Below are 25,422 nucleotides of genomic sequence, written 5' to 3' on the forward strand. Positions count from 1 at the left end.
GGTCGGGCCCGGTCTGGCACCGTGGGGGCATGATCCGCGACGAGAGCATCGAGAGCTATCTGGGGCGCCTCGCCTCCGGCGAGCCCACCCCCGGCGGCGGCGCGACGGGCGCGCTCGCGGTCGCCGAGGGCGCCGGACTGCTGGCCATGGCGGCCCGGTTCAGCGCGGCCGAGGAGGACGCCCGGGCATCGGAGGGCCTGATCGCGGCGTGCCTCGGCCTCGCCGACGGCGACGAGCGGGGCTTCGGCGCCGTGGCCGAGGCGTTCGGGCTGCCCCGCGACACCCCGGAGGACCGGGCCCGGCGCTCGGCCGCGATCCAGGCCGCCCTGGCCGAGGCCGTCCGGCCGCCCCGCGGGATCGTCGACGTCGCCGAGCGTGCGCTGGACCTGGCCGAGCGTGTGCTGGACGCGGCGAACCCGAACGTGCTCTCCGACGTCGGTGCGGCGCTCGGCTGCGTCCGGGGCGGCCTCACCGCCGCCGCGGTGACCCTCGAGACCAACCTGGGCCCCCTCCGCGACGAGGGCCTGGAGGGCGTCCTGCGCATCGACGTCGACCGGGCGGACCGTCTCGTCGCGCGGGCGGACGCCCTGCTGGGCCGCGTGCGCGCGGCCGTCACGGGCTGAGCGCCCGCCCTCGCCTCAGGCCCGCGCGCCGAACAGCGGCGGCAGCGTGGCCACGAGCGCCTCGTCGTCGGGCCGGGGCGCGGCGGCGTCCTCCCACCAGCCGGGCAGGTCCACGGCGGCGCCCACCAGCGGCTCGGCCAGGTGCAGCCGGTGCACCCGCTCCCCCGCCCCGCGCAGCAGCAGGGTCTCCCACGCGGCGCCGGCCACGCGGTCACCGTGGCGGCCCACGAGGTTGCCGCGGGTCCACGCGCGGGTGGCCCGCGGCGGCATGCCGACGGCGGCACGGATCTCCGCCTCGTCGGCGAGCGTCCGGAGGGCGCCGGCGGCCACGAGGCGGCGGTGCAGGGAGCGGGCCGGGCGGAGGTCGGCGTACTGCAGGTCCACCATCGCGAGGCGGGGGTCGGTCCAGTCCGCGCCCGTGCGGGCCCGCAGGCCCTCGAGGACGCGCAGCTTGGCCGCCCAGTCGGCGCGGTCGCTCAGGGACAGCGGATCCGCGGTGGCGTCGTCGAGGTCGACGGCCCAGGCGTCCAGCACTTCGCGCGTCTGCGGATCCGCCGCCCCGAAGGCGGCGCAGTGGGCGCGGGCCGCGTCCAGGTAGGACCGCAGGATCTGCAGCCCGGTCCAGTGCCGGCGCACGGGGCCGTCCGCGGTGCGTTCGAGCAGGGGCACCGTGGCCCGCAGGCCCGGGTCGTGGCTGATCGTCTGCAACGCGGCCACCGGGTCGTCCAGGGTGAGCCGGGGCGCCGTCCCGGCCTCGGCCATCGCGAGGACGAGCGCGGTCATGCCCATCCGCAGCCACGTGGCGTGCTGGCTCAGAGTCGCGTCGCCGATGATCACGTGGAGTCGGCGGTAGGCCTCGGGGCGGGCGTGCGGCTCGTCCCGCGTGTTGACGATCGGCCGGTGGATCGTGGTCTCCAGGCCCACGGGCTCCTCGAAGTAGTCGGCCCGCTGGGACAGCTGGAAGCCCGGCCGCTCCCCCGCCGGGCCGAGTCCCACGCGGCCCGCGCCCACGAGCACCTGCCGCGCCGCGAAGAACGGCAGCAGGACGGCGGTGAGCTCCTCGAAGTCGAGGGACCGGGCCACGAGGTAGTTCTCGTGCGCGCCGTAGGACTGGCCCTTGCCGTCCACGTTGTTCTTGTAGACCAGCACCTCCGGGGCGCCCTCGGCCTGGCCGATGTGCTCGGCCGCCGCCTGGGCGACCAGGTCCCCGGCGGCGTCCCACACCATGGCGTCCCGCGGGGTGGTCGTCTCCGGCGACGAGTACTCTGGGTGGGCGTGGTCCACGTACCAGCGCGCGCCGTTGGCCAGCACGGTGGACAGCAGCAGGTGCACGGGCTCCCCGTCCGGGCCCACGAGCGCCTCGTCGGTCAGCTGCGAGGGGTGCGCCGCCGAACGCGGCAGCCGCCAGCCGCGGGCGTCCACGAGCGGCGACTCCCCCGTGTAGTCCCACTCCGTGCCGGCCACCGCCGAGCCGGACCGGGTCGCCAGGTCCGCGTACGCGTTCACGAGCTCGACCGAGAGCACGCTGTGGTGCGCCCCCGGGCTGGCCGGCGCGTGGATGCCGAACTCGGTCTCCGTGCCCATCACCCGGTGCACGCCCCAGCCGGCGGCGTCCCGCCCGTTCGGGGGAACGGCCGCGCCGTGGAAAAGCCGGCGCTGGCCCTCGAAGGCGGGGGTCGGGCCGACGTCGACGGCCCGGGCGAAGCCGTCCGCGGCCCCGCGGCCGAACGCGCTCATGCCTCGACCCCCCGGACCATGCGCAGCGAGCGCAGCCGAGGACCGCGCCAGCCGGAGGTGCGCGCCCACTCGGCGGGCGCGACCGTGGCCAGCAGGTCCGTCTGGTCCTCCAGCACCGCGGCCACGGCCTCGCGCAGGTGGCCCTCGCGGACGCCGAGCGCGGCCGGGGCCTGGCCGGCGGCCAGGTAGTCGCGCACCGCGTGCCGCTTGGCGCGGTCCACGACGTCGGCCACCACAGCGCCCGAGACGAGGTCGGCCAGGTGCAGGGCGTGGGTCGTGCCGGACACGTCCGTCAGCTCCGCCAGCGCGGTGTCTCCGCCGCGGTCGTAGAGGGCGGCGACCGTCCGGGCGATGAGCGTCGCGCGGGCCGCGTCCGCGGAGCCGGCCGCGGCGACGTCGTCGGCGTGCAGGGGCACGTCCGCGGTGAGGTGTTTGGCCATGATCTCCGCGGCGCCGGCGGCGTCGGGACGGTCCACGCGGATCTTCACGTCCAGTCGGCCGGGGCGGAGCACGGCCGGGTCGATCATGTCCTCGCGGTTGGAGGCGCCGATGACGATCACGTTCTCGAGGGCCTCGACGCCGTCGATCTCGGTGAGCAGCTGCGGGACGATCGTGGTCTCCACGTCCGAGGAGACGCCGGAGCCGCGCGTGCGGAACAGCGACTCCATCTCGTCGAAGAAGATGACCACGGGGAAGCCGGCGTCGGCCTTCTCGCGGGCCCGGTCGAAGATGACGCGGATCTGCCGCTCGGTCTCGCCCACGTACTTGTTCAGCAGCTCGGGCCCCTTGACGTTGAGGAAGAACGAGCGCTCGCCGTCCGCGCTGCGGGCCGAGAGGGCGTTGGCCACGGCCTTGGCGAGCATGGTCTTGCCGGTGCCGGGCGGGCCGTACAGCATGATCCCCTTGGGGGCGCGCAGGCCGTGCTCGCGGTAGACCTCGGGGTGCAGGAACGGGATCTCGACGGCCTCGCGGATCCGGTCGATCTGCGGGCCGAGGCCGCCGATGTCCTCGAACGTGACGTCCGGGACCTCTTCCAGCAGCACCTCGTCCACCTCGGACAGCTCGACCCGCCGCAGCGCCCATTCGACGCGGGCGTCCACGGTGACGGCGTCCCCGTGGCGCAGGTCGACGCCCTCCAGCGCGGGCGCGCGCCGCACCACGCGCTCCTCGTCCGCCGTGCCGGCCAGGACGAGGCCGCCGTCGGGCAGCGCCTCCTTGACGCGCAGCAGCTGACCCGACCCCGTGCCCGGGGCGACGCCGACGATCGAGCTGGACTCATCCAGCAGCACCTGGGCGCCGGGGGTGAGGCGGGCGGCGTCGAGCAGCGGGGAGACCGTCACGCGCAGCCGCCGGCCGTTCTGCACGACGTCCGCTCCCCCGCGCACCACGGCGCCGGTCTCCACGCCCTCCTCGGGCTCGCGCGGGGCGTGGACGGCCTCGAGGGTGGCGAAGGTGAACGGCGGATGCGTGACGGCGTCCAGGTTCTCCTTGAGCGTGGTGATCTCGGCGCGCGTGGCCTCGAGCAGCTCGACCATGCGCCGGTTGTTGCGGGCGGCCGTCTGCGTCTGGGCCTCAGCGGCCCGGCGGCGTTCGCTCAGGCCGGCGGCGTGCCGCTGGGCGGACTGCAGCTGGTGCCGCAGCCGTTCGGCCTCGGCCTGGGACTGCCGCAGCAGCTCCCGCGCCTCGGCGAGGCGCTGCTCGGCGTGCTCCGTGCCTGATTGCGCGTGGTGGTCCACCGGTGCTCCGTCCACTCAGTCCTGCTCCCCGGTCGGGGTCCTCCCACCGTACGCGTCCACGCTCTGCTCGGCGGCGCGTGACCGCGCGGCCATGAGGCGGGCCTCCTTCGCCGCCTTGCGCGCCTTCTTGTCCGTGACCGGCCGTTCGCCGAGCGCCTCGGGCGTCCACCGGGCCTCGTCGGCCGGCTGCCAGGCCTCGACGTCCTCGGCCTTGAACTCGGAGACCTTGGAGCGCTTCTTCAGACGCAGCGCCTCCTCGCCCGAGGCCAGGCGGCGGGCCGTGAGCAGGAAGCCGGTGTGCGCGACCATGCGGTGGTCGGGGCGCACGGCGAGCCCGTCCAGGTGCCAGCCGCGCACGAGGGTCTCGTTGGCCTCGACCTGCGTGAAGCGGCCCGAGTCCCGGATGGCCTCGGCCACGCGGGAGAGCTGGGTGGCGGTGGCCACGTAGTTCAGCCACACACCGCCGGGGGCCAGGACCTCGGCGACGGCGTCGAGGCACTCCCAGGGGGCCAGCATGTCCAGGACCACCCGGTCCACGGAGCCCGGCTCGTGGACCTTGGGCATCTCCTCCTGCGCGTCGCCGAGATGCACCGACCAGGCGGGGTGCTCGGCGCCGAAGAAGGCCTCCACATTGGCCCGGGCGACGTCCGCGAACTCCGGGCGGCGCTCGTAGGAGTGCAGGCGACCGTGGTCGCCCACGGCGCGCAGCAGGGACATGGACAGGGCGCCGGAGCCCACGCCGGCCTCGACCACGACGGCGCCCGGGAAGACGTCCGCCTGCTGCACGATCTGCGCCGCGTCCTTCGGGTAGACCACCGTGGCGCCGCGGGGCATGGACAGGACGAAGTCGTTCAGCAGGGGGCGCAGCACCTGGTATGGCTGGCCGGCCGAGTTCTCGACCACGACGCCCTCGAATCCGCCGATCAGGTCGTCGTGCCGCAGCACGCCCTGATAGCTGTGGAACTCCCCGCCGGGCAGCAGGGTGATCGTGTTGAGGCGGCCCTTCGCGTCCTTGATCTGCACGCGCTGGCCGGCCCGCAGGGGGCCGCGGCGCGCGCTCACGCCGGTGGGTTCGGTCATGGGGAGGCTCCTTCGGTTCAGGGACGCCGCGTCGCGTCGACGGCGGCGAGGATCGTCTCGCGGGGCACCACGGAGCGCACGAGGCCGTGCGCGTCGGTCAGCACCCACACGGGGGTCTGGGGGTCGGCCAGGCGGGCGGCCAGGCCGGGGCCGGCGGCGGGGACGTCATCGCGGACGAGGACGGCCTCCGGGGCCAGCGCGACGGCGACCGCGGCCAGGGCGGTGGTCGTGCGGCGCGCCGGGGTCAGGCTCGCCGCGGCCGTGAGGTCCAGCACGCCGCGGGGCCGGCCGGCCCCGTCCACGGCCACGACGGCGCGGCGGCCGCCGTCCGCCTGGGCCAGGGCCTCGGCGACGCAGAGGTGCTCGGGCAGGGCGACGGCGGGCGTCTCGACCTGCTCGAGCCGCAGGGTCTCCAGCCGGCGGCTCCAGCGCCCGTGGCGCACGGCGTCGTCCGCGCCCCGCCACAGGGTGAGGGCGACCCAGGCCACCAGGACGACGACGAACAGGTCCGGCGCGCGGCCCGCGAGGATCGGCGGGCCGAGCACGGCCGCGAGGACGCCCACCGCGACGACGCGCCCGGCCCAGCCGGCCGCCTCGACGCCGCGGGCCCGGGAGCCGGTGGCGGCCCAGACGGCGGACTCGACCATGCGGCCGCCGTCGAGCGGGGTGCCCGGCAGCGCGTTGAACGCCGCCAGGAGGAGGTTGGCCCACACCGTGACCTCGAGCAGCAGGGCGGGGACGGACGGGCCGGACACGGCGCCGGCCGCCAGGTGGGCGAGGCCCGCGAGCACGAGGTTCGCGGCGGGGCCGGCCATCGCGGTGAGCACCGTGTCCAGCGGTCGGGAGGACGGGCTGCGGAACTGGGTGTGCCCACCCCACAGGGTGAGCGCGATCTCCTCGGTGCGCTGGCCGAAGGCACGGCCGGTGAGGGCGTGGGCGGCCTCGTGGACCAGGACGGAGAGGGCCAGGAGCACGGCGTACCCCAGGGCCACGGCGTAGGCGCCGCCGTCGAGCGAGGGCAGCGCGCGCTGGATCTGCGGGCCGAACGCGAGGGTGATGACCGCGGCGATCAGGAGCCAGGACCAGGACAGGCGCACCGGTGCGCCGGCGATCGTGCCCAGCCGGACGGAGGCGGGCCCGCTCATCCGGCCCCGTCCGCCCCGGGCCCGCGCGCGGCGGCGATCCGGCGGACCGCGGCGAGGTCGGCCGGCGTGCGGCCGGCGAGCGTCGTCCACTCGACGGTCGCGAGCCCTGCCGGCAGCGGCAGCACGCTGGGCACGCCGACCGTCGGCAGGCCCGCGGCCACGGCCGCGCCGACGCCCACCGGGGAGTCCTCGACCGCCACACAGTCGGCGGCCGTCAGCCCCGGTGTCCGCTCGGCCAGCAGCTGCAGGCCCAGCCGGTACGCCTCCGGGTCGGGCTTGCCCCGGGAGACCATGTCCCCCGAGACGACGACGTCCAGCGTGCCCGCCGGCGCCCGCTCGGCCAGCGCGCGGGCCAGCGGGGCATGGGACATCGTCACGAGGGCGCCCGGCACGCCGGCCTCGGCGAGCGCGACGAGCAGCTCCCGGGCGCCCGGCCGCCACGGCACCCCGCTGACGACCCCCTGGACGACCTCGCGCATCGTCAGGTCGATGATCCGCTGCACGGGCAGGTCCAGCCCGGCCTCCTGCAGGCGGCGCGCTCCCTCGTCCAGGGGGCGTCCCACGAGGGAGGCGGCCAGGTCCTCCGACCAGGTGCCGCCGTGCTCGACCACCAGGCGGCGCTGGACGGCGTTCCACAGGGGCTCGGTGTCCACGAGGGTGCCGTCCATGTCCCACAGGACGGCGCGCGGCAGGCGGCGGGCACGGTCGTCCGGGGCGGGCGCGGGGTGGCGGGACATGGAGTGCATCCTATCGAGCGTCGCCGTCGGGGTGTGCCGGGCGGGTCGCGGGCCGTGGCCCCGTCGTCGGGCCGTGTCTAGGCTGGCCGCCATGACCGACGCTACCTCCGAGGACCAGCCGGACGACGTCCTGGGCCCGCTGCGGACCCACCTGACGGCGACCGTGGACGCGCTCGAGGCCGGGCGGCGGGCCCCCACGGTCCTGTTGCTGGCCTTCGAGGGGTGGAACGACGCCGGGGAGGCCGCGACCGGGGCCCTGGGCGCGCTGCGGGAGCAGTGGGACGCGGCGGACGCGGGACGGGTGTGCGACGGCGAGTTCTACGACTACCAGGTCACTCGACCCCTGGTCCGGCGCGACGCCGACGGGCTGGGGACGCTGGACTGGCCGGCGGTCACCCTGCACGAGGCGCTCCTGGACCGTGAGGGTCGGCCCGTCGCGGGCGAGGCCGCCCCGCCGGACGGGGTGCGTGTGCTCCTCGCCGTCGGCGTGGAGCCGAACGTGCGGTGGCGCGCGTTCCTCGAGGAGCTGTTCACGGCGGCCGACGCGCGTGACGTGGACGCCGTCGTGACGCTGGGCGCGCTGCTGGCGGACGTGCCCCACACCCGGCCCCTGCGCGCCCGCCCGACCTCGCCGCTCGTGGACGTGCGGGTGGCCGTCGGCGCGGACCGTCCGGTCTACGAGGGGCCCACCGGGATCATCGGCGTCATCGCGGACGAGGCCGCGCGCCGCGGCCTGCCGAGCCTCTCACTGTGGGGGACGGTGCCCCACTACGTGGCCCAGGCGCCCTCCCCCAAGACGCTGCTCGGGCTGGTCGAGGCGGTCGAGGACCTGCTGCACGTGAGCGTGTCCACGCGCGGGCTGGAGGACGACGCGAGGGCCTGGCAGCGCGGCGTGGACGAGCTGGCCGCCGAGGACCCCGACGTCGCCGCCTACGTCCGGCAGCTCGAGGAGGCCCAGGACACCCAGCAGCTGCCGGAGGCCTCGGGCGAGTCGATCGCGCGGGAGTTCGAGCGCTACCTGCGCGGGCGCGGCGGACGCTGACGCCCGGCCGCGCGCGGCGGGGTCAGCGCAGGCGCAGACCCAGCAGCGCCGCCACGACGTCGACCACCGGCACCGGGTCGGCGGCGGCCTCGGCCAGGCCCGGCAGGGTGCCGGCCGCCCATGCGTCGAGGGCCTCCAGCGCGCGGGGGGCGTCTAGGTCGTCCGAGAGCGCCGCGTGCACCGCGTCCAGCACGGCGACGCCGGCGGCGGCATGCGGTCCGCCCAGGGCGGCGCGCCAACGGGCCACCCGCGCCTGGGCGTCGGCCAGCACCTGCTCGGACCACTCCCAGTCCGACCGGTAGTGGTGCGCGAGGATCGCCGCGCGGACGGCCACCGGCGCGACGCCCCGCGCCCGCAGGCGGGAGACGAGTTCGAGGTTGCCGAGGGACTTGGACATCTTCTCGCCGTCCAGGGCCACCATGCCGGTGTGCGCGTAGGTGTGCGCGAGCGGCAGGCCGTCGACGGCGGTGGCGTGCGCGGCGGAGAACTCGTGGTGCGGGAACCGCAGGTCGGAGCCGCCGCCCTGCACCGTGAACGGCGCCGGCAGGTGGGCCCGGGAGATCACGGAGCACTCGATGTGCCAGCCGGGCCGGCCGGAGCCGAGCGACCGACCGTCCCAGGCAGGCTCGCCCTCGCGGTGCACGCGCCACAGCAGCGGGTCCAGCGGGTCGTGCTTGCCGGGGCGGTCGGGATCGCCTCCCCGCTCCGGGAACACCGCGGCCATCTCGTCCAGGCCCATCGCGGAGACCTGTCCGAGGCGCCAGTCGGTCGCGGACTGGGCCGCGCGGACGTCGAAGTAGACGTCCCCGTCGGGCTCGCCGTCGCCGCCCGGCACGCGGTAGGCCCGGCCCGCCGCCAGCATCGTCTCGACGGCGTCCACCACCAGGCCCACCGCCTCGGTCGCGCCGACGTAGTGGTCCGGGGCGAGCACCTCGAGGGCGGCCATGTCCGCACGGAACAGGTCGGTCTGCTCCTCGGCGAGCGCGCGCCAGTCGACGCCGGTCGCCTCGGCCCGCTCGAGCAGGGGGTCGTCCACGTCGGTCACGTTCTGGACGTAGGCGACCTCGAGACCGGCCGCGCGCCAGTAGCGGTGCAGCAGGTCGAAGGCCACATAGGTGCTCGCGTGGCCGAGATGCGTTGCGTCGTACGGGGTGATCCCGCAGACGTACAGCGAGGCGCGCTGCGCGTCGTTGCCCGGATGCCGGGTCCGTCCCGTGGCGGTGTCGTGCAGCCGCAGCCGGTCGGGGCGGCTCGGCACGGCGGGCGGGGCGGGGGTGCTCCAGGACTTCACGGGACTCCTCAGATCGGGGTGGTTCGGCGGTGCCGGGCCGCCATGCCCGGCGGCGGGAGCGGGCTCAGGCGCTGATGACGCCCGCGCCCAGCAGGGCGAACAGGACGCCGCCCAGGAGGATGCGGTACCAGACGAACGGCAGGTACGAGTTGGTGCTGATGAAGCGCATGAGCCAGGCGATGACCGCGTAGGCCACCACGAAGGCGATCGCGGTCGCGACCAGCGTCTCCCCCATGCCGTACGGACCCTGCGTGCCGGGATCGGTGAGCGAGGTGTACAGCTTGTACAGGCCGGAGGCGAACACGGCGGGCACCGCCAGCAGGAACGCGTAGCGGGTGGCGGCGGGCCGGGTGTAGCCCATGGCCAGGCCGGCCGCGATGGTGCCGCCGGAGCGCGAGACGCCCGGGATCAGCGCGAGGGCCTGGGCCAGGCCGTAGAGGACGCCGTCCCGCACGGTGAGCTTCTCGAGCGGCTTGGTCTGACGGCCGAGCCGGTCCGCCAGGGCGAGCAGGACGCCGAACACGATGAGCATGGTCGCCGTGATCCACAGCGAGCGGAACTCCGTGTCGATCCAATCCTCCAGCAGCAGGCCCAGGACCGCGATCGGGATCGAGCCCACGATGATCAGCCAGCCCATGCGCGCATCGGGGTCCGAGTGCGGGATCCGCCCCGTGACCGCGGCGCACCACCGGCCGATGATGCGGGTGATGTCGCGCCAGAAGTAGATGAGGACCGCCAGCTCCGTGCCGAGCTGCGTGATGGCCGTGAAGGCCGCCCCCGGGTCGGTCGCGGAGGGCAGGAACTCGCCCACGATGCGGATGTGGGCGGAGGAGGAGATGGGCAGGAACTCCGTGAGGCCCTGCACCAGGCCCAGGATGATGGCTTCGATCCACGTCACGGAGGGTCACTGTACGCGACGGCCCCGGGTGGGAACCCGGGGCCGTGCGATCCGTCACGAGCAGGACGGTCAGTCGTCGTCGTCCTCGTCGTCGAAGAGGTCGAGCGGGGTGACCTCCTCGGTGTCCGCGTACAGGGCGTCCTCGTAGGCCTCGAAGGCGTCGGCCACGGCGAAGAAGGCGGCTTCGACGGCGGGGTCGTCCTCGCCCCGCTTGTTCTGCGCGGCCACGAGGTGTTCGTTCAGGGCGGTGGTGAGGGCCTCGAGGGCCATGCGGGCGTCAGAGCTCATGGGTGAACGGTAACCCGGTGGCCGGTGACGCGGCCAGGGGTGGGCCGTACGGGACCGGCCGCCGGACCCGACGCCGTCTGCCAGGATGGGCGGGTGCGTGAACAGCTGATGTCCTCGACCCTCGACGCGATCTCCCGCGGACAGAAGTGGGAGTACCTGGTGATGACGGTCGCCGCCCACGAGTCCCTCGCCGACGCCCGGCGGCGCCTCGTGGAGCACGCGGAGTACGGCCAATGGGAGCTGCAGCGCTCCGTGCACTACCGTGACGGGGCGCGCCGCTACTGGATGCGCCGCCGGGTGATGCGCGTGGCCTCGACCCTGCAGACCCTCTGAGGCGCGGGCGCGACGACGGCGCCCCGGCCGTCGTCGCCGCCCGCTGCCCGGATCAGCGCGGCTCCAGCATCCGCTCGAGCACCCGGCAGCCGAACTCGAGCGCGTCCACGGGCACCCGCTCGTCGATGCCGTGGAACAGGGACGTGAAGGCCAGGTCGGCAGGCAGGCGCATGGGCGCGAAGCCGTAGCCGGTGATGCCCAGCCGGGAGAGGGACTTGTTGTCCGTGCCCCCGCCGAGCATGAACGGCAGCACCTGGGCCTCGGGGTCCTCCGCCTGCAGCGCGGCGATCATCAGCTCCACCAGGTCTCCGGAGAAGGGGGTCTCCAGGGCGACGTCCCGGTGCTCGGGTGCGATGGTCACCTCGGGGCCGGCGAGCTCGGCGATCGTGGCGAGGGCGGACTCCTCCTCCCCGGGGATCAGGCGGACGTCCACGGTGCCGGTGGCCGAGGACGGGATGACGTTGTGCTTGTAGCCGGCGGTCAGCCCCGTCGGGTTGGACGAGGTGCGCAGGGTGCCGGCCACCCAGGAACGGGCCTGCCCGAGCGCGTCGAGCTGGGGCGTCGGGTCCGTCTCATCGAAGTCCACGCCCATGATCTCGGCCACCTGTTCGAGCAGCGCGCGCGTGGTCTTGGTGTACACGAGCGGCCACTCGTGCCCGCCGATGCGGGTCATGGCGCCGGCCAGCCGGGTGACCGCGTTGTCCGGGTGCGGGGCCGAGCCGTGCCCGGGGGCGCCCTCCGCGGTGAGGTTGAGCCAGGCGAGCCCCTTCTCCGCGGTCTGCACGAGGTAGGCGCGCGAGCCGTGCACCTCGGTGGAGAAGCCCCCCACCTCCGAGATCGCCTCGGTGCACCCGTCGAACACCTCGGGGTGGTGGTCCACGACCCAGCGTGCGCCGTAGACGCCGCCGGCCTCCTCGTCGGCGAAGAACGCGACCGTCAGGGGTCGCCGCGGCCGGCGGCCCGTGCGGGCCAGGTGCAGCAGCACCGCGAGCACCATGGCGTCCATGCCCTTCATGTCCACGGCGCCGCGCCCCCAGATCATGCCGTCCTTGAGCTCGGCGCCGAACGGGTCCACGCTCCACTCGTCCGCCTCGGCGGGGACCACGTCCGTGTGCCCGTGGATGACGAGCCCCGGCGCCTCCGGATCCCAGCCCGGCAGGTGTCCGACGACGGAGACCCGGCCCGGCGCCGACTCGAAGAAGCGGGGGGTCATCCCCGCCTCGGTCATGAGCCGGGCGCAGTACTCCGCGGCCTCAGGCTCACCGACGGAGACGTTGCCCCCGCGGTTGGTGGTGTCGATCCGGATGAGGTCGCGGCAGATCTCCACGACGCGGTCCTCGGGGCGCGAGCGGGCGGGGTTCTCGATGTTCTCGACCATGGTTTTGAGCCTAGCCCGAACCCGTGCTATCTTTCTCGAGTTGCCTGGAGCGGGACGGACCGGACAGGACCGGAGTGCGGTGGGCGACGGAGCCTCTCCCAGGGCTCCACCGATGAGCGCGAGTGGCGGAATTGGTAGACGCGCAGCGTTGAGGTCGCTGTGTCCGCAAGGACGTGGGGGTTCAAGTCCCCCCTCGCGCACCGCTCGTCGAGCAGCAGGGCCCCGGTCGTCACGACCGGGGCCCTGCGTGTTCCCCGGCCCGGCGTCCCCTCTAGAGTGGTGTCCGTGCGACGGCAGGCGCCGTCGGTGGAACCGCACGACGGCATGGAGGACCCGATGGCCCTGGAAGCCCCCGCACTGCTGCACCGGCTCGCGCGAGCCCACGGGGTGCAGCCCGAGTACGTCGGGCAGGACGGCTCGGCCCAGACCGTGCCGGACGAGGCCCTCGTGAAGGTGCTCGCCGCCCTCGGGGTGTCGGTCCGTCCGGACGGGGTCGCCGCTCTGGCCGAGGCGCTGGAGGAGGCGGAGACGGCCCCCTGGCGGGACGTGCTCCCGCCCACCGTGGCCGCCCGGTCCGGCCACCGCCTGTCCGTGCCGTGCCACGTGGCCGCGGGCGAGCCGGTCGTGGCCCGCGTGCGCACGGAGGACGGGCGGACCCTCGAGGTGAGCGTGAGCGAGCCGGTGTCCGAGGTCCGCCTCGTGGACGGCGTCGAACGCGAGCGCGTCCACGTTCAGATCCCCGCCGACCTCGCCCCGGGCTGGCACCGGCTGGAGGTGACCAGCGGCTCCGGCTCCACCGCCTCCGCGGTCCTGGTCTGCGCCCCGACCCGGCTGAGCACGGCGCGTCCCTTCCTCGAGCGCCGCGGCTGGGGCGCGGCCGCGCAGGGCTACTCGGTGACCTCGGCGGACTCGTGGGGCATCGGCGACGCGGCGGACATGGCGTCCCTGGCCGAGATCGTCGCCCGGCACGGTGCCGACTTCCTGCTGCTGCACCCCCTGCACGCGATCGAGCCCGGCCCCCATCCGGCGGACTCCCCCTACTCCCCCGTCTCCCGTCGGTTCCTCTCGGCGCTGGTCGTGCACGTGCCCTCGATCCCCGAGTTCGCCGACCTGCCCGCCGCGGAGCAGGCGGAGCTGCGGTCGGCCGGCGCCCGCGTCCAGGCGGAGCTGGAGCGCACCGGCCGGATCGATCGGGCCGCCGTCGCCGCCGTCCTGTGGCCCGCGCTGCGCCGCGTGCACGAGGTGCCCCGCTCCCCCGAGCGCGAGGCCGCCTACGCACGGTTCCGCGCCGAGGCCGGCCCGGGCCTGGACGACTTCGCCCTCTGGTCCGTCCTGCGGCTGGACGGCGACGGCACCGGACCCGATCTCGCCGACCCGGCCTGGGCGCCGGGCGGGGTCGAGGCGGAGCGGGTCCGCGTCGAACGCGCGACCGACGTCGACCTGCACCGCTGGGTGCAGTGGATCGCCGCCGAGCAGCTCGCCGGCGTGCAGGAGCGGGCCCGGGCGGCCGGCATGCGCATGGGCGTCATGGTGGACCTGGCAGTCGGGGCGACCCGCGAGACCGCGGACGCGTGGATGCTCGGGGACGTGCTGGTGCCGACCATGTCCGTCGGCGCGCCGCCCGAGCTGTTCAACCAGCTGGGCCAGGACTGGTCGCAGCACCCCTGGCATCCGCGCCGCCTGGCCGAGACCGGCTACGCCGCGTTCCGGGACATGCTGCGCACCGTGCTGCGCGGCGCGGGCGGCATCCGGATGGACCACGTCCTGGGGCTGTTCCGCCTGTGGTGGATCCCGGAGGGCGCCGGTGCCACCCAGGGCGCGTACGTCGAATACGACCACGAGGCGATGCTCGCCGTGCTCACGCTCGAGGCCGAGCGGGCCGGCGTCGTCGTGGTGGGCGAGGACCTCGGCACGTTCGAGCCGTGGGTGCAGCGCCGCCTGGCCGAGGCCGGCGTGCTCGGCACGTCGATCCTCTGGTTCGAACAGGAGGACGGCGAGCCCACCCCGCCGGAGCGCTACCGGCGGCTGGCCATGGCGGCGGTGAACACGCACGACCTGCCGCCCACGGCCGGTTACCTCGAGGGCGTCCAGGTGGACCTGCGCGAACGGCTGGGCCTCTACACCGTGGACGTCGCCCAGGAACGCCGGCGGTCGGCGGAGGAGGTGCGCGCCTTCCTCGCCGCCGCGGCCCGGCGCGGGCTGCTCGCCGAGGCGGACGTGGACGTCCCCGAGGCCGGCCCCGAGGTGCGGGAACGCCAGATCGTGGCCCTGCACCGCCTGCTCGCGCAGGCGCCCTCGGCCCTGCACAGCGTGGCGCTCGTGGACGCCGTGGGCGAGCGGCGCATCCAGAACCAGCCCGGCACCCTCCAGGACCAGTACCCGAACTGGACCGTGCCCCTCGGCGACGGCGCCGGACGGATGGTCTCCGTCGAGGACCTGGCGGACTCGGCGTCGGCGGCCCGGCTGTTCGACGCCGTGGACGCCGAACTGCGCGCGTCCGTGCCGGTGGGGATCGGGGTCAGCCTGCACACCTCCCCCCTGGCCCAGCCCGGCCGCGGCGACGCCGGCGGCATGAACGTCTACGTGCGGCAGGCCGCCGTGGCCCTGGCCCGCCGGGGCGTGCGGATGATCCTGCTGACCCGGGCGGAGGAGCCGGTGGGAGCGGATGGCGCACGGGTCCGGATGGTGGACGCCGGCGGGCAGGCCCCGCCGGTCACGGTCGTGGACCTCGCCGCCGGGCCGTCCGCTCCCGTGCCCAAGGAGGAGCTGGCGGGACTCGGCGCCGAGTTCACCCGCGCGGCCCTGGACTGGCTCGCCTCGGACGCCGTGCCGGGCGGTCCCGTCCTCGGTGGCGCGGACGCCCCGCCCGTCGCGTTCGTGCACGGCCACTACTGGCTCTCCGGGTCCACCGCCGCGGCGCTGGCGCGGGCGGCCCACGCCCCGTACCTGCAGACCATGCACACCACGGCGGCGGCGAAGATGCTCGAGGACCCCGAGCTGCGCGAGCCGGACGCCCGGGTCGAGGCCGAACGCGAGGTCGCCGAGCGGGCCGACCTGCTCGTGGTCAACTCCGCCGCCGAGGTCGCCGACCTGCGCGAGCTGCTGGACGTGCCCCGCGCCCGCACCCGGGTGCTGCCCCCCGGGGCCGACCTCGAGACGTTCACGCCGGAGGGCGCCGCGCAGTGGCCGGGCGCCCCGGAGGACGACGGGGCCCTGCGCGTCCTGTTCGCCGGCCGCGTGCAGCGGCACAAGGGCCCGCACCTGCTCGTGGCCGCCCTCGGGGTGCTGCGCGAGCGGGCCGGTGGCGCGGGCGCCGACCCGGGGGTGCGCCTGCACGTGAACGGGGCCGCTTCGGGGGACGACGAGCTGGACCTGGCGGGCCTGGCCGCGCGGGAGGGGGTCGCCGACCTGGTGACGTTCTCCGGGCCGGTGCCCGCGCCCGCCCTGGCCGCCCAGTTCCGGGCGGCGGACGTCGTGGCGATGCCGAGCGCGTCCGAGACCTACGGCCTGGTCGCCCTCGAGGCACAGGCCTGCGGCACGCCCGTGCTGGCGCACCGGGTCGGCGGACTGGTCTACGCGGTCCTCGACGGCGTGTCCGGCCGCCACGTGACGGCGGGCACCCCCGAGGCGTGGGCCGATGCCCTGGCCGAGATCCTGGCGGATCGTGACGCCTGGGCGGCACTGGGGACCGGCGCCGTGCGCCACGCCGCCGGTCACTCGTGGGAGGCCTACGCGGACGGGCTGCTCGAGGCCGTCACCGCCGTGCCGCGGCGGTCGCCCGGGCTGGACGCCTGACCGCCCGAACGCACCGGCCCGCCGAGACAGCGAGTCTCGGCGGGCCGGTGCGCGGGCCCGGTGGCCGTCAGGACCCGAGCGGAGTGATCTCCCCGGAGAAGTGCGGGCGCCGGCGCCGCGCATCCCAGCCGCACACGCGCGTGCCGCCGTCGGGCCCGGGCTCGTAGCGGACGGCCATGGTGGTCGGCAGCACGACGGGCGCCTCGAAGTCGATGTGCCAGCGGAACCCGGCGCCGGCCGGCTCACGGCCCTCGAGCATCCGGGCGGCCAGGAACATCCCGTGGGCGATCGCGCCCTTCATGCCGAACAGTCGGGCCGAGACGCCCGTCAGGTGGATCGGGTTCCAGTCTCCGGAGACGCCCGCATACCGGCGTCCGGCCCCCGTCCCGAAGCGCCACTGGGCGGTCGGCGTCGGGGGCACGAAGTCCTCGCGGGCGGGCCGCTCGGGACGCAGGCCGGAGAGGTGGACGCCCTTGGCGAGGTACCGGGAGACGCCCTCCCACAGCAGTGCCTCCCCGCCGTCGTCGCCGGGCCCCTCGACGGTCACGACGACGTCCACGGCGGTACCCGCGTGGTGCGGGACAAGACCCACCGCACGCGCGGTGACGCGCAGCGGGGTCTCCGCCGCGACGGGCCGGTGGTGCAGGACGGTGTTGCTCAGGTGCACCAGTCCGGGCAGGGGCAGTGGGAACTCGGGGTCGGCCATCAGCTCCATCGCCGCACCGAACACCTGGGTGTGCACCAGGACCGAGGGCAGGTCCGCCGGATCCGCGGACCCGACGGCCCCGCGCCACGCGGTCACGGCCTCGGCCGGGATGCGGTGGCCGGTCACGACCACCTGACGGTCCGGGAGCTCGCGGGGACGGCGCCGACGGACGACGGCGTCCGTGGCGGCCTGCCTGGCGGCCCGGGCGTAGAGCCGGGCGAGGGAGGGCGGGGCGGACAGCTGCGTGGTCTGCATCCTCACGCCCCCAGCTTCGACTGGCCGCAGACCCGCAGCGTGGCCCCGTTGGTGCCGCCTGCGGCGTCCGAGGCGAGCCAGGCCACCGTCTCGGCCACGTCCTGCGGCAGGCCGCCCTGCTGCAGCGAGTTGAGCCTCCGGCCCACCTCGCGCGTGGCGAGCGGGATCTTCGCGGTCATCTCGGTCTCGATGAAGCCCGGGGCCACCGCGTTGATCGTGCCCCCACGGGCCGCGAGGACCGGTGCGGAGGCCGCGGTCAGGCCGATCACCCCGGCCTTGGATGCCGCGTAGTTCGTCTGGCCGCGGTTGCCCGCGATGCCGGAGATGGAGGCCAGGCCCACGATGCGCAGCCCGTGGCCCGCCACGTCCCGGGCGTCCTCGGCGAGGAACGCCTCGTTCATGGCCAGCTGGGCCGTGGTGTTCACAGCGAGGACGGAGTCCCAGCGCGCGGCGTCCATGTTGGCCAGCATCCGGTCCCGGGTGATCCCGGCGTTGTGCACCACCACGTCCATCCGGCCGTGCCGGGTGCGGCAGTGCTCGAGGATGCGCGCGCCGGCGTCCGGCGCCGTGATGTCCAGGGCGAGCGCGGTGCCGCCCACCTCGTTCACGACCTTGGCCAGCGTCTCGCCCGCCGCCGGGACGTCCACGCCGACGACGACGGCCCCGTCGCGGGCCAGCGTCCGGACGATGGCGGCGCCGATGCCGCGGGCGGCGCCCGTGACCACGGCGACCTTGCCGGCCAGGGGGCGCGCCGCGTCGGCGGGGACCGCGCCGTCGGCGGTGGCGACGGGCACGAACTGGCCGGAGACGTACGCCGCGCGACCGGAGAGCAGGAACGCGAGCGCGCCGGCCGCACCGGGGGCAGTGAGCGGCACGCCCTCGCCCAGGACGAGGCCGTTGGCGGTGCCGCCACGGCGCATCTCGTGCGCGATCGAGCGGGTCAGGCCCGTCACGCCCTGGCGGGCGGCGCGCAGGGCCGGGTCCGTGGCGGCCTCGGGGTCCTCGAACACCGTCACCACGCGCGAGGAGGAGCCCAGCGAGCGCAGCGCGCCGCCGATCTCCAGCGCCACCGCGCCGAGGTCCGCGGGCGTGGCGACCCCGTCGAAGCACGCGACGATCGCCGCGTGGCGTGCGCCCTCCCGGGGGGCGTCGGCGACCTCAAGGCCCCATGAGGCCAAGAGGGTGCGGGCATCCTCGGCTGCGCGGGTCGCGCCCAGGACGAGCACGGAGCCGGGCAGCACGGGGTCGCCGGGGGTGTGCCGGCGCAACTCGACGGGCTGGGGCAGGCCCAGGGCGCCGGTGAGGCGGCGGCCCAGGGGCGAGGCGACGAAGGTGCCGTAACGGTCGGTCATGGTCGGTCCTCTCGGGTCGGGTCGGTCGGGGCTCAGCGGCCGCGGAGCAGGGCCACGATGCCCTGGCCGCCGGCGGCACAGACGGAGATGAGGCCGAGGGAGCCCTCCCCCTTCTCATGCAGCATCTTGGCCAGCAGGGCCACGATGCGGCCGCCGGTGGCGGCGAAGGGGTGACCGGCCGCCAGCGACGAGCCGTGCACGTTGAGCCGGGCGCGGTCCACCGAGCCCAGCGCACCCGGCAGCCCGAGCCGCTCGCGGCAGTACTCCTCGTCCTCCCAGGCGGCGAGCGTGGACAGGACGGTGCCGGCGAACGCCTCGTGGATCTCCACGAAGTCGAGGTCGTCGAGGGTGAGCCCGTGCCGGGCCAGCAGGCGCGGGACGGCGTAGGCGGGGGCCATGAGCAGGCCCTCGTGCCCGTCGACGAAGTCCACGGCGGCGTTCTCCATGTCCACGAACTCGGCGAGCACGGGAAGCCCGCGCTCGGCGGCCCACTCCTCGGAGGAGAGCAGCACCGCGGAGGCGCCGTCGGTGAGCGGGGTGGAGTTGGCCGCCGTCATGGTCGCCTCGTCCCCCAGCTGGCGACCGAACGCGGGCTTCAGGCCGGCCAGCTTCTCCGGCGTGGAGTCGGGGCGGAGGTTGTTGTCGCGGGCCAGGCCGTGGAACGGGGTCACCAGATCGTCCATGTACCCGGCGGCGTACGCGGCGCCGAGGTTCCGGTGGGAGGCCGCGGCGAGCTCGTCCTGGGCCTGACGGGTGATGCCCCACTTGTGGGTGGTCAGGGCCTGGTGCTCGCCCATGGACATGCCGGTGCGCGGCTCGCCCGCGCCGGCCGGCTCGGGCACGAGCTGCCCGGGGCGCAGCTGGGCGAGGGCGCGCAGGCGGTCCTTCGTGGTCTTGGCGGTGTTGAGCTGCAGCAGCACGCGGCGCGCACCGTCGGAGAGCGAGACGGGGGCGTCCGAGATCGAGTCCACGCCGCCGCCGATGGCGGAGTCGAGCTGGCCGAGCCGGATCTTGTTGGCCAGGGTGCCCAGGGCCTCCATGCCGGTGGCGCAGGCCACCTGGACGTCGGCGGCCGGGGTCGCGGCGGAGAGCGCGGAGCCCAGGACGGCCTCGCGGGTGAGGTTGAAGTTGCGCGGGTGCTTGAGGACGGCGCCGGCGGTGACCTGACCGAGGCGCTCGCCCTGGAGCCCGAACCGCGCGATGAGGCCGTCGAGCGTGGCCGTGAGCATCTCCTGGTTCCCGACCTCGGCGTAGGCGGTGTTGGCACGGGCGAACGGGATGCGGTTGCCGCCCAGGATGACGGCGGGGCGCAGCGCTCCGCCGGCGACGGCGGGGCGGGAGGCGGTCTCGGACGCGGGGGTCTCGTGGTGGGTCATGACGGTCCTCTCGACGGCGGGCCCACCGCCGACGCGGCGGGGGCGTTGTCACCCCGGACGATACGGACGATACGGACGTCGGCGGGGTGGGTGACTGTGATCCACGGTACCTGATACGCTCGGTTTCGTGAATCCCGTCACGTCCACCGCCCGGGACGGTCGCAGCGTCCGCTGGGACCGGCACCGCGCCGAGCGCCGTCTGGAACTGGTCCGGGCCGCCCGGTCGGCCGTGCACGCCCTGGGCGCACACGCCTCGATGGAGGAGATCGCGTCCCACGCGGGCACCTCCAAGACCGTCTACTACCGCTATTTCGGCGACCGCGAGGGCCTGCGCCTGGCGGTGTCCGAGCGGGTCACCGCACACATGGAGCGCCGCCTGCTCGAGGTCGCGGACGAACCGGTCTCCGAACCCGAGGCGCTGCGTCGCATGGTCGAGGTGTATCTCACGGTCGCGGCGACGTCGCCCGAGGTGTACGCGTTCGCCGTCGCCCCGTCCCCCGCCGCGGCCGAGGCCCCTGTGCTGGGCCCGTTCCTCGAGCGCGTCTACGCCATGCTCGAGTCGGGCCTGGCGCGCGGGATGGCCGCGCGGGGCCACGCCCCGGCGCCGGCGGACCCGCTCGCCCTGTGGCCGCGCGCCGCCGTCGGCCTCGTCCGGGCCGCCGCCGAGACCTGGCTGCGGACCCCGGCCGCCGGTCGCATCCCGGTCGAGGCGATGGCCCGCGCCATCGCCGACTGGCTGCTCACCGGCCTCATCGGCGCCGCGCCCGGCGCCGCCCTCGAACCCGCGGCGGCGGACGCCGACCGCGCCCGCCCCCACTCACGAACAGGAGCATCGTCATGACCGTCCACGAGAAGCTCGCCCCCCAGTCCTCGACGCCCAGCACCGAGGTTCCCTCCGACGTCGCCGAGATCGCGCCCGAGCGGCCGACGCCCGGCTCCCTCGACGCCGCGGCCCTCGAGGAGGCCCTCCTCGGCCGCTGGGCCGCGGAGCGCCGCGAATCCCGCGAACTGGTCAAGGATCCCGCCCTGTGGCGCGACCCGCTGCTCGGCATGGACGAGCACCGCGCCCGCGTCCTGCGGCAGCTGGGCGTCCTCGTGGAGCGCAACGCGGTCCACCGCGCCTTCCCGCGCGAGTTCGGCGGCGAGGACAACCACGGCGGCAACCTCGCCGCCTTCGGTGACCTCGTGCTCGCCGACCCCTCCCTGCAGATCAAGGCCGGTGTGCAGTGGGGCCTGTTCAGCTCGGCGATCCTGCACCTGGGCACCGCGGAGCACCACCGCCGGTGGCTGCCGGGCGCGATGGACCTGAGCGTCCCGGGCGCCTTCGCCATGACCGAGATCGGGCACGGCTCGGACGTCGCCTCGATCGCGACGACCGCCACGTACGACGAGGCGACCCAGGAGTTCGTCATCCACACCCCGTTCAAGGGCGCCTGGAAGGACTACCTCGGCAACGCCGCGCTGCACGGCAGGGCGGCCACGGTCTTCGCGCAGCTGATCACCCGGGGCGTCAACCACGGCGTGCACTGCTTCTACGTCCCCATCCGGGACGAGGAGGGCGCCTTCCTGCCCGGCGTGGGCGGCGAGGACGACGGCCTCAAGGGCGGACTGAACGGCATCGACAACGGCCGTCTGCACTTCACTCAGGTCCGCATCCCGCGCACCAACCTCCTCAACCGCTACGGCGACGTGGCCGAGGACGGCACCTACTCCTCGCCCATCGCCTCCCCCGGGCGTCGCTTCTTCACGATGCTCGGCACGCTCGTCCAGGGCCGCGTCTCCCTGTCCCTCGCCGCCACCACGGCCTCCTTCCTCGGCCTGCACGGTGCGCTGGCCTACGCGGAGCAGCGCCGCCAGTTCAAGGCCTCCGACCCGCAGCGGGAGGAGGTGCTGCTGGACTACCAGAACCACCAGCGCCGCCTCATCGACCGCCTGGCCCGCGCCTACGCGGACGCCTTCGCCTCCAACGAGCTCGTCGAGAAGTTCGACGACGTCTTCTCCGGCCGCTCCGACACGGACGTGGACCGGCAGGAGCTCGAGACGCTCGCCGCGGCCGTGAAGCCGCTGACCACGTGGCACGCCCTGGACACCCTGCAGGAGGCCCGCGAGGCGTGCGGCGGCGCCGGGTTCCTCGCCGAGAACCGGGTGGCCCAGATGCGCGCCGACCTGGACGTGTACGTCACGTTCGAGGGCGACAACACGGTGCTCCTGCAGCTCGTGGGCAAGCGTCTGCTGACCGACTACTCGAAGGAGTTCGGACGTCTCAATGTGGGCGCCGTCTCCCGCTACGTGGTCCATCAGGCCTCGGACGCCCTCCACCGTGCGGGCCTGCACAAGGCCGTCCAGTCCGTGGCCGACGGCGGGTCCGAGCGCCGCTCGGCGAACTGGTTCAAGGACCCCGCCGTCCAGCATGAGCTGCTCACCGAGCGCGTCCGTGCCAAGACCGCCGACATCGCCGGCACCCTCTCGGGGGCCCGGGGCAAGGGCCAGGCGGCGCAGGCGGAGGCGTTCAACACGCGCCAGCACGAGCTCATCGAGGCCGCCCGCAACCACGGCGAGCTTCTGCAGTGGGAGGCCTTCACCCGCGCCCTGGAGGGCATCACGGATGAGACCACGAAGACCGTCCTGACGTGGCTGCGCGACCTGTTCGCGCTGCGCCTCATCGAGGACGACCTCGGCTGGTTCGTGGCCCACGGCCGCGTCTCGAGCCAGCGCGCCCGGGCCCTGCGCGGCTACGTCAACCGGCTGGCCGAGCGGCTGCGCCCCTTCGCCCTCGAGCTCGTCGAGTCGTTCGGCCTCGAGCCCGAGCACCTGCGCATGGCGGTGGCCACGGACGCCGAGACCCAGCGCCAGGAGGAGGCCCACGCCTGGTTCACGGCCCGCCGGGCCGCCGGCGAGGAGCCGGAGGATGAGAAGGCCGTGCGCGCCCGCGAGAAGGCGGCGCGGGGTCGCCGCGGCTGACCGTGGCCGTCCCCGGACGCACACGGGCCCCCGTCACCTCGCGGTGGCGGGGGCCCGTGTGCGTGGTCGGGCGGGCTCAGCGCAGCACGGCCTCGTAGACCTCGATCGTGCGCTCCGCGATGGTCTCCCACGAGAAGTGCTCGATCGCGCGGGCCCGGCCGGCCTCACCCATCGCGCGGGCGCGCTCCGGGTCCTCCACGACGCGGGTGAGCGCGGCCGCGAAGTCGGCGGCGAACCTCTCCTCGTCCACGGGCGCCCCCGTGCCGTCGTCGACCTGCTCGAAGGGGACGAGCAGGCCGGTCTCGCCGTCCTGCACGACCTCCGGGATGCCGCCCACGGCGGAGGCGACGACGGCGGTGCCGCACGCCATCGCCTCGAGGTTGACGATGCCCAGCGGCTCGTAGACCGAGGGGCAGGCGAACACGGTGGCGGCCGTGAGGATCTCCATCACCTCGTGGCGCGGGATCATCCCCTCGATCACGACGACGCCCTGGCGGGTGCGCCGCAGCTCGGAGATCAACTCGTTCACCTCGTGCGCCAGCTCCGCGGTGTCCGGGGCGCCCACGCACAGCACGAGCTGGACGTCCTCCGGCAGCCGCAGGGCCGCACGGAGCAGGTGGGGCACGCCCTTCTGGCGCGTGATGCGGCCGACGAACGCGACGGAGGGCTTGTCCGGGTCGATTCCGTACTTCTCCAGTGCGGCGGTGCCGGTCTGCGGGGTCCAGACCTGCGTGTCGATGCCGTTGTGGACCGTGTGCACCTTCGCCGGGTCCACGTCCGGGTAGCAGGCCAGGATGTCCCGGCGCATGCCGTCCGAGACCGCGATGACCGCGTCCGCCCCGAGGTACGCCGTGCGCTCGGCCCAGCTGGACAGGGCGTAGCCGCCGCCGAGCTGCTCCGCCTTCCAGGGGCGCAGCGGCTCGAGGGAGTGCGCGGAGAGGACGTGGGGGGTCTGGTGCAGGAGCTTGCCGAGGTGGCCGGCCAGGTTGGCGTACCAGGTGTGGGAGTGGATGACGTCGGCGCCCTCGAGGTCGCCGAGGATCGTGAGGTCGGTGGCCAGGGTCTGCACGGCCCCGTTGGCGGCGTCGAACCCGGGCGGGTTCGGGTACGTCAGGACGCGGGCCCCGTGGTAGTCCGGGTCGCGCGGCGCGCCGAAGGCGTGCACGCGGACGTCGGCGCGGGAGGCCAGGACACGGGTCAGCTCGGCGACGTGGACGCCGGCACCGCCGTAGATGGACGGGGGGAACTCTTTGCTCACGATGTCGATGCGCACGCCCCCAACCTAGTTCAGCCCGGCGGGGGTCGATAGTCTGGCGGCACGGATGCCCCGCACGCCCCGAGCACGCGTGCGGGTCGCGACGACCCGGCTCACGAGGAGTGACACAGATGGTGCAGAAGAAGGTCCTCTCGGTCGTGCTGGCGGGCGGTGAGGGCAAGCGCCTGATGCCGCTGACGGCCGACCGTGCCAAGCCGGCCGTCCCGTTCGGCGGCACGTACCGCCTCATCGACTTCGCGCTCTCCAACCTGGTCAACAGCCGGTACCGCGAGATCGTGGTGCTGACGCAGTACAAGTCGCACTCGCTGGACCGCCACATCTCCGAGACGTGGCGGATGTCCACGCTCCTGAACAACTACGTTGCCTCCGTGCCGGCGCAGCAGCGCCGGGGCAAGGACTGGTTCACGGGCAGCGCGAACGCCATCTACCAGTCCATGAACCTGATCCACGACGCACGGCCGGACATCGTCGTCGTCATCGGCGCGGACCACGTCTACCACATGGACTTCCAGCAGATGGTGGACCAGCACATCGCCTCGGGCGCCAAGGCGACCGTGGCCGCGGTGCGCCAGCCGCTCGAGCTGGCCTCCTCGTTCGGGGTGATCGAGACGGACCCGCAGGACAGGACGCGGATCGCGGCGTTCGTGGAGAAGCCGGAGACGACCCCCGGCCTGCCGGACGACCCCACGCAGTTCCTGGCCTCGATGGGCAACTACGTGTTCGACACGGACGCCCTCGTGGCGGCGCTGAACCAGGACGAGGAGAACCCCGAGTCGAACAACGACATGGGCGGAGACATCATCCCGCTGTTCGTGGAGCGCGGCGAGGCCGGGGTGTACGACTTCACCGCCAACGAGGTGCCCGGCGGCACGGCCGGCAAGCACTACTGGCGGGACGTCGGCACCCTGGACTCCTACTACGACGCGCACATGGACCTGGTGCAGCCGTGGCCGGAGTTCAACCTCTACAACCGCGAGTGGCCGCTCTACACCCGCCAGTCCGTCTCCCCGCCGGCCAAGCTCGTGCGCTCGTCCACCCGCCGCCCCGGCTCGGCGAACGACTCGATCCTCTCCCAGGGCGTGGTCATCTCCGGCGGCACCGTGGCCCAGTCCGTGCTCTCCACGGACGTGCGCGTGCACAACGAGGCGTGGGTGGAGCAGTCGGTGCTGCTGGACTCCGTCGTGATCGGCGAGGGGGCCCACGTGCGCAACGCGATCCTGGACAAGAACGTGGTCGTGCCCCCGGGCGCGCGCATCGGCTTCGACCGGGCGGAGGACGAGGCGAACGGCTACACCGTGACAGAATCCGGCCTGACGGTGCTCTCCAAGGGCCAGCCCGTCCCGACGCCGCACTGACGCGGCCCCGGGCCGCCGGTCCCGGACCACCGCCGACGCGCGGGCACGCCGCGGTGTG

20 protein-coding genes and 1 tRNA gene are annotated in these 25,422 nt (G+C 74.9%); 8 read left to right on the forward strand and 13 right to left on the reverse strand.

Annotated features, from left to right (window positions below; all coding sequences use genetic code 11):
- The first annotated feature begins 29 nt into the window (after positions 1-29).
- Entirely contained in the window at positions 30-623 is a 594-nt protein-coding gene (locus HDA34_RS01055) for a cyclodeaminase/cyclohydrolase family protein (protein WP_134377178.1), read from the forward strand.
- Between the two features lie 15 nt (positions 624-638).
- On the opposite strand, the gene dop is transcribed toward HDA34_RS01055, so the two are convergent.
- From dop to HDA34_RS01080, 5 genes are read right to left on the reverse strand one after another with little or no spacing between them, the layout of a single operon-like run.
- Positions 639-2,360: a depupylase/deamidase Dop gene (dop, locus tag HDA34_RS01060; protein WP_134377177.1), complete on the reverse strand. Its 1,722-nt coding sequence runs from the start codon at positions 2,358-2,360 to the stop codon at positions 639-641.
- Positions 2,357-4,111 (reverse strand): proteasome ATPase, encoded by a 1,755-nt coding sequence (arc, locus tag HDA34_RS01065; protein ID WP_134377176.1) that lies wholly within the window; start codon positions 4,109-4,111, stop codon positions 2,357-2,359. Before arc ends, dop begins: the two co-directional genes overlap by 4 nt.
- Positions 4,112-5,176 (reverse strand): tRNA (adenine-N1)-methyltransferase, encoded by a 1,065-nt coding sequence (locus HDA34_RS01070; protein WP_134377175.1) that lies wholly within the window; start codon positions 5,174-5,176, stop codon positions 4,112-4,114. It abuts the gene before it with no gap.
- A gap of 17 nt (positions 5,177-5,193) precedes the next feature.
- Positions 5,194-6,321 (reverse strand): site-2 protease family protein, encoded by a 1,128-nt coding sequence (locus HDA34_RS01075; protein WP_134377174.1) that lies wholly within the window; start codon positions 6,319-6,321, stop codon positions 5,194-5,196.
- Positions 6,318-7,058, reverse strand: coding sequence for an HAD family hydrolase (locus HDA34_RS01080; RefSeq protein ID WP_134377173.1), 741 nt, complete (start codon positions 7,056-7,058; stop codon positions 6,318-6,320). The genes HDA34_RS01075 and HDA34_RS01080 overlap by 4 nt, the downstream gene beginning before the upstream one ends.
- Before the next feature lie 91 nt (positions 7,059-7,149).
- Between HDA34_RS01080 and HDA34_RS01085 the strand changes: the two genes are divergently transcribed.
- Entirely contained in the window at positions 7,150-8,100 is a 951-nt protein-coding gene (locus tag HDA34_RS01085; protein WP_052833426.1) for a proteasome assembly chaperone family protein, read from the forward strand.
- Between the two features lie 22 nt (positions 8,101-8,122).
- Here the strand turns inward: HDA34_RS01085 and mshC are convergent, their stop codons facing one another.
- The 3 genes from mshC to HDA34_RS01100 form a co-directional block, all read right to left on the reverse strand.
- On the reverse strand, positions 8,123-9,391 hold the full coding sequence (mshC, locus tag HDA34_RS01090; RefSeq protein WP_098092783.1) for a cysteine--1-D-myo-inosityl 2-amino-2-deoxy-alpha-D-glucopyranoside ligase: 1,269 nt from the start codon (positions 9,389-9,391) through the stop codon (positions 8,123-8,125).
- 64 nt (positions 9,392-9,455) lie between these two features.
- Positions 9,456-10,289 (reverse strand): undecaprenyl-diphosphate phosphatase, encoded by an 834-nt coding sequence (locus HDA34_RS01095; protein WP_036315183.1) that lies wholly within the window; start codon positions 10,287-10,289, stop codon positions 9,456-9,458.
- Positions 10,290-10,358: 69 nt separating this feature from the next.
- Positions 10,359-10,577, reverse strand: coding sequence for a hypothetical protein (locus tag HDA34_RS01100; RefSeq protein WP_036315190.1), 219 nt, complete (start codon positions 10,575-10,577; stop codon positions 10,359-10,361).
- Between the two features lie 93 nt (positions 10,578-10,670).
- On the opposite strand from HDA34_RS01100, the gene HDA34_RS01105 reads away from it, so the two are divergent.
- On the forward strand, positions 10,671-10,910 hold the full coding sequence (locus tag HDA34_RS01105) for a DUF5703 family protein (RefSeq protein WP_036315193.1): 240 nt from the start codon (positions 10,671-10,673) through the stop codon (positions 10,908-10,910).
- 52 nt (positions 10,911-10,962) lie between these two features.
- Here HDA34_RS01105 and HDA34_RS01110 read toward each other — a convergent pair whose 3' ends face one another.
- The gene (locus tag HDA34_RS01110) at positions 10,963-12,288 is read right to left on the reverse strand and encodes a M20/M25/M40 family metallo-hydrolase (RefSeq protein WP_102708390.1); all 1,326 of its coding nucleotides are present in this window, start codon (positions 12,286-12,288) and stop codon (positions 10,963-10,965) included.
- 116 nt (positions 12,289-12,404) lie between these two features.
- Between HDA34_RS01110 and HDA34_RS01115 the strand changes: the two genes are divergently transcribed.
- Positions 12,405-12,488: transfer RNA gene (locus tag HDA34_RS01115), tRNA-Leu, on the forward strand.
- A gap of 85 nt (positions 12,489-12,573) precedes the next feature.
- Entirely contained in the window at positions 12,574-16,083 is a 3,510-nt protein-coding gene (gene malQ, locus HDA34_RS01120) for a 4-alpha-glucanotransferase (RefSeq protein ID WP_134377172.1), read from the forward strand.
- A gap of 67 nt (positions 16,084-16,150) precedes the next feature.
- On the opposite strand, the gene HDA34_RS01125 is transcribed toward malQ, so the two are convergent.
- The 3 genes from HDA34_RS01125 to HDA34_RS01135 are packed head-to-tail and all read right to left on the reverse strand — an operon-like array spanning position 16,151 to position 19,772.
- On the reverse strand, positions 16,151-17,044 hold the full coding sequence (locus HDA34_RS01125; RefSeq protein WP_134377171.1) for a MaoC family dehydratase: 894 nt from the start codon (positions 17,042-17,044) through the stop codon (positions 16,151-16,153).
- Between the two features lie 2 nt (positions 17,045-17,046).
- Positions 17,047-18,396: a 3-oxoacyl-ACP reductase gene (locus HDA34_RS01130; protein WP_134377170.1), complete on the reverse strand. Its 1,350-nt coding sequence runs from the start codon at positions 18,394-18,396 to the stop codon at positions 17,047-17,049.
- Between the two features lie 32 nt (positions 18,397-18,428).
- Positions 18,429-19,772, reverse strand: coding sequence for an acetyl-CoA C-acetyltransferase (locus HDA34_RS01135; protein WP_044658924.1), 1,344 nt, complete (start codon positions 19,770-19,772; stop codon positions 18,429-18,431).
- Positions 19,773-19,899: 127 nt separating this feature from the next.
- Between HDA34_RS01135 and HDA34_RS01140 the strand changes: the two genes are divergently transcribed.
- Together HDA34_RS01140 and HDA34_RS01145 are read left to right on the forward strand one after the other, a co-directional pair.
- A complete protein-coding gene (locus HDA34_RS01140; RefSeq protein ID WP_041103822.1) occupies positions 19,900-20,613 on the forward strand; it encodes a TetR/AcrR family transcriptional regulator in 714 nt (237 codons plus the stop codon).
- Entirely contained in the window at positions 20,610-22,733 is a 2,124-nt protein-coding gene (locus HDA34_RS01145; RefSeq protein ID WP_044658927.1) for an acyl-CoA dehydrogenase family protein, read from the forward strand. The genes HDA34_RS01140 and HDA34_RS01145 overlap by 4 nt, the downstream gene beginning before the upstream one ends.
- Before the next feature lie 76 nt (positions 22,734-22,809).
- On the opposite strand, the gene glgA is transcribed toward HDA34_RS01145, so the two are convergent.
- Positions 22,810-24,006: a glycogen synthase gene (gene glgA / locus HDA34_RS01150; protein ID WP_044658928.1), complete on the reverse strand. Its 1,197-nt coding sequence runs from the start codon at positions 24,004-24,006 to the stop codon at positions 22,810-22,812.
- A gap of 113 nt (positions 24,007-24,119) precedes the next feature.
- Between glgA and glgC the strand changes: the two genes are divergently transcribed.
- Positions 24,120-25,364, forward strand: a complete 1,245-nt coding sequence (gene glgC, locus HDA34_RS01155; protein ID WP_044658929.1) for a glucose-1-phosphate adenylyltransferase — start codon at positions 24,120-24,122, stop codon at positions 25,362-25,364.
- Positions 25,365-25,422: the final 58 nt, after the last annotated feature.

It is taken from the genome of Micrococcus luteus, assembly GCF_014138885.1.
GTDB classification, from domain to species: Bacteria; Actinomycetota; Actinomycetes; order Actinomycetales; family Micrococcaceae; genus Micrococcus; species Micrococcus luteus.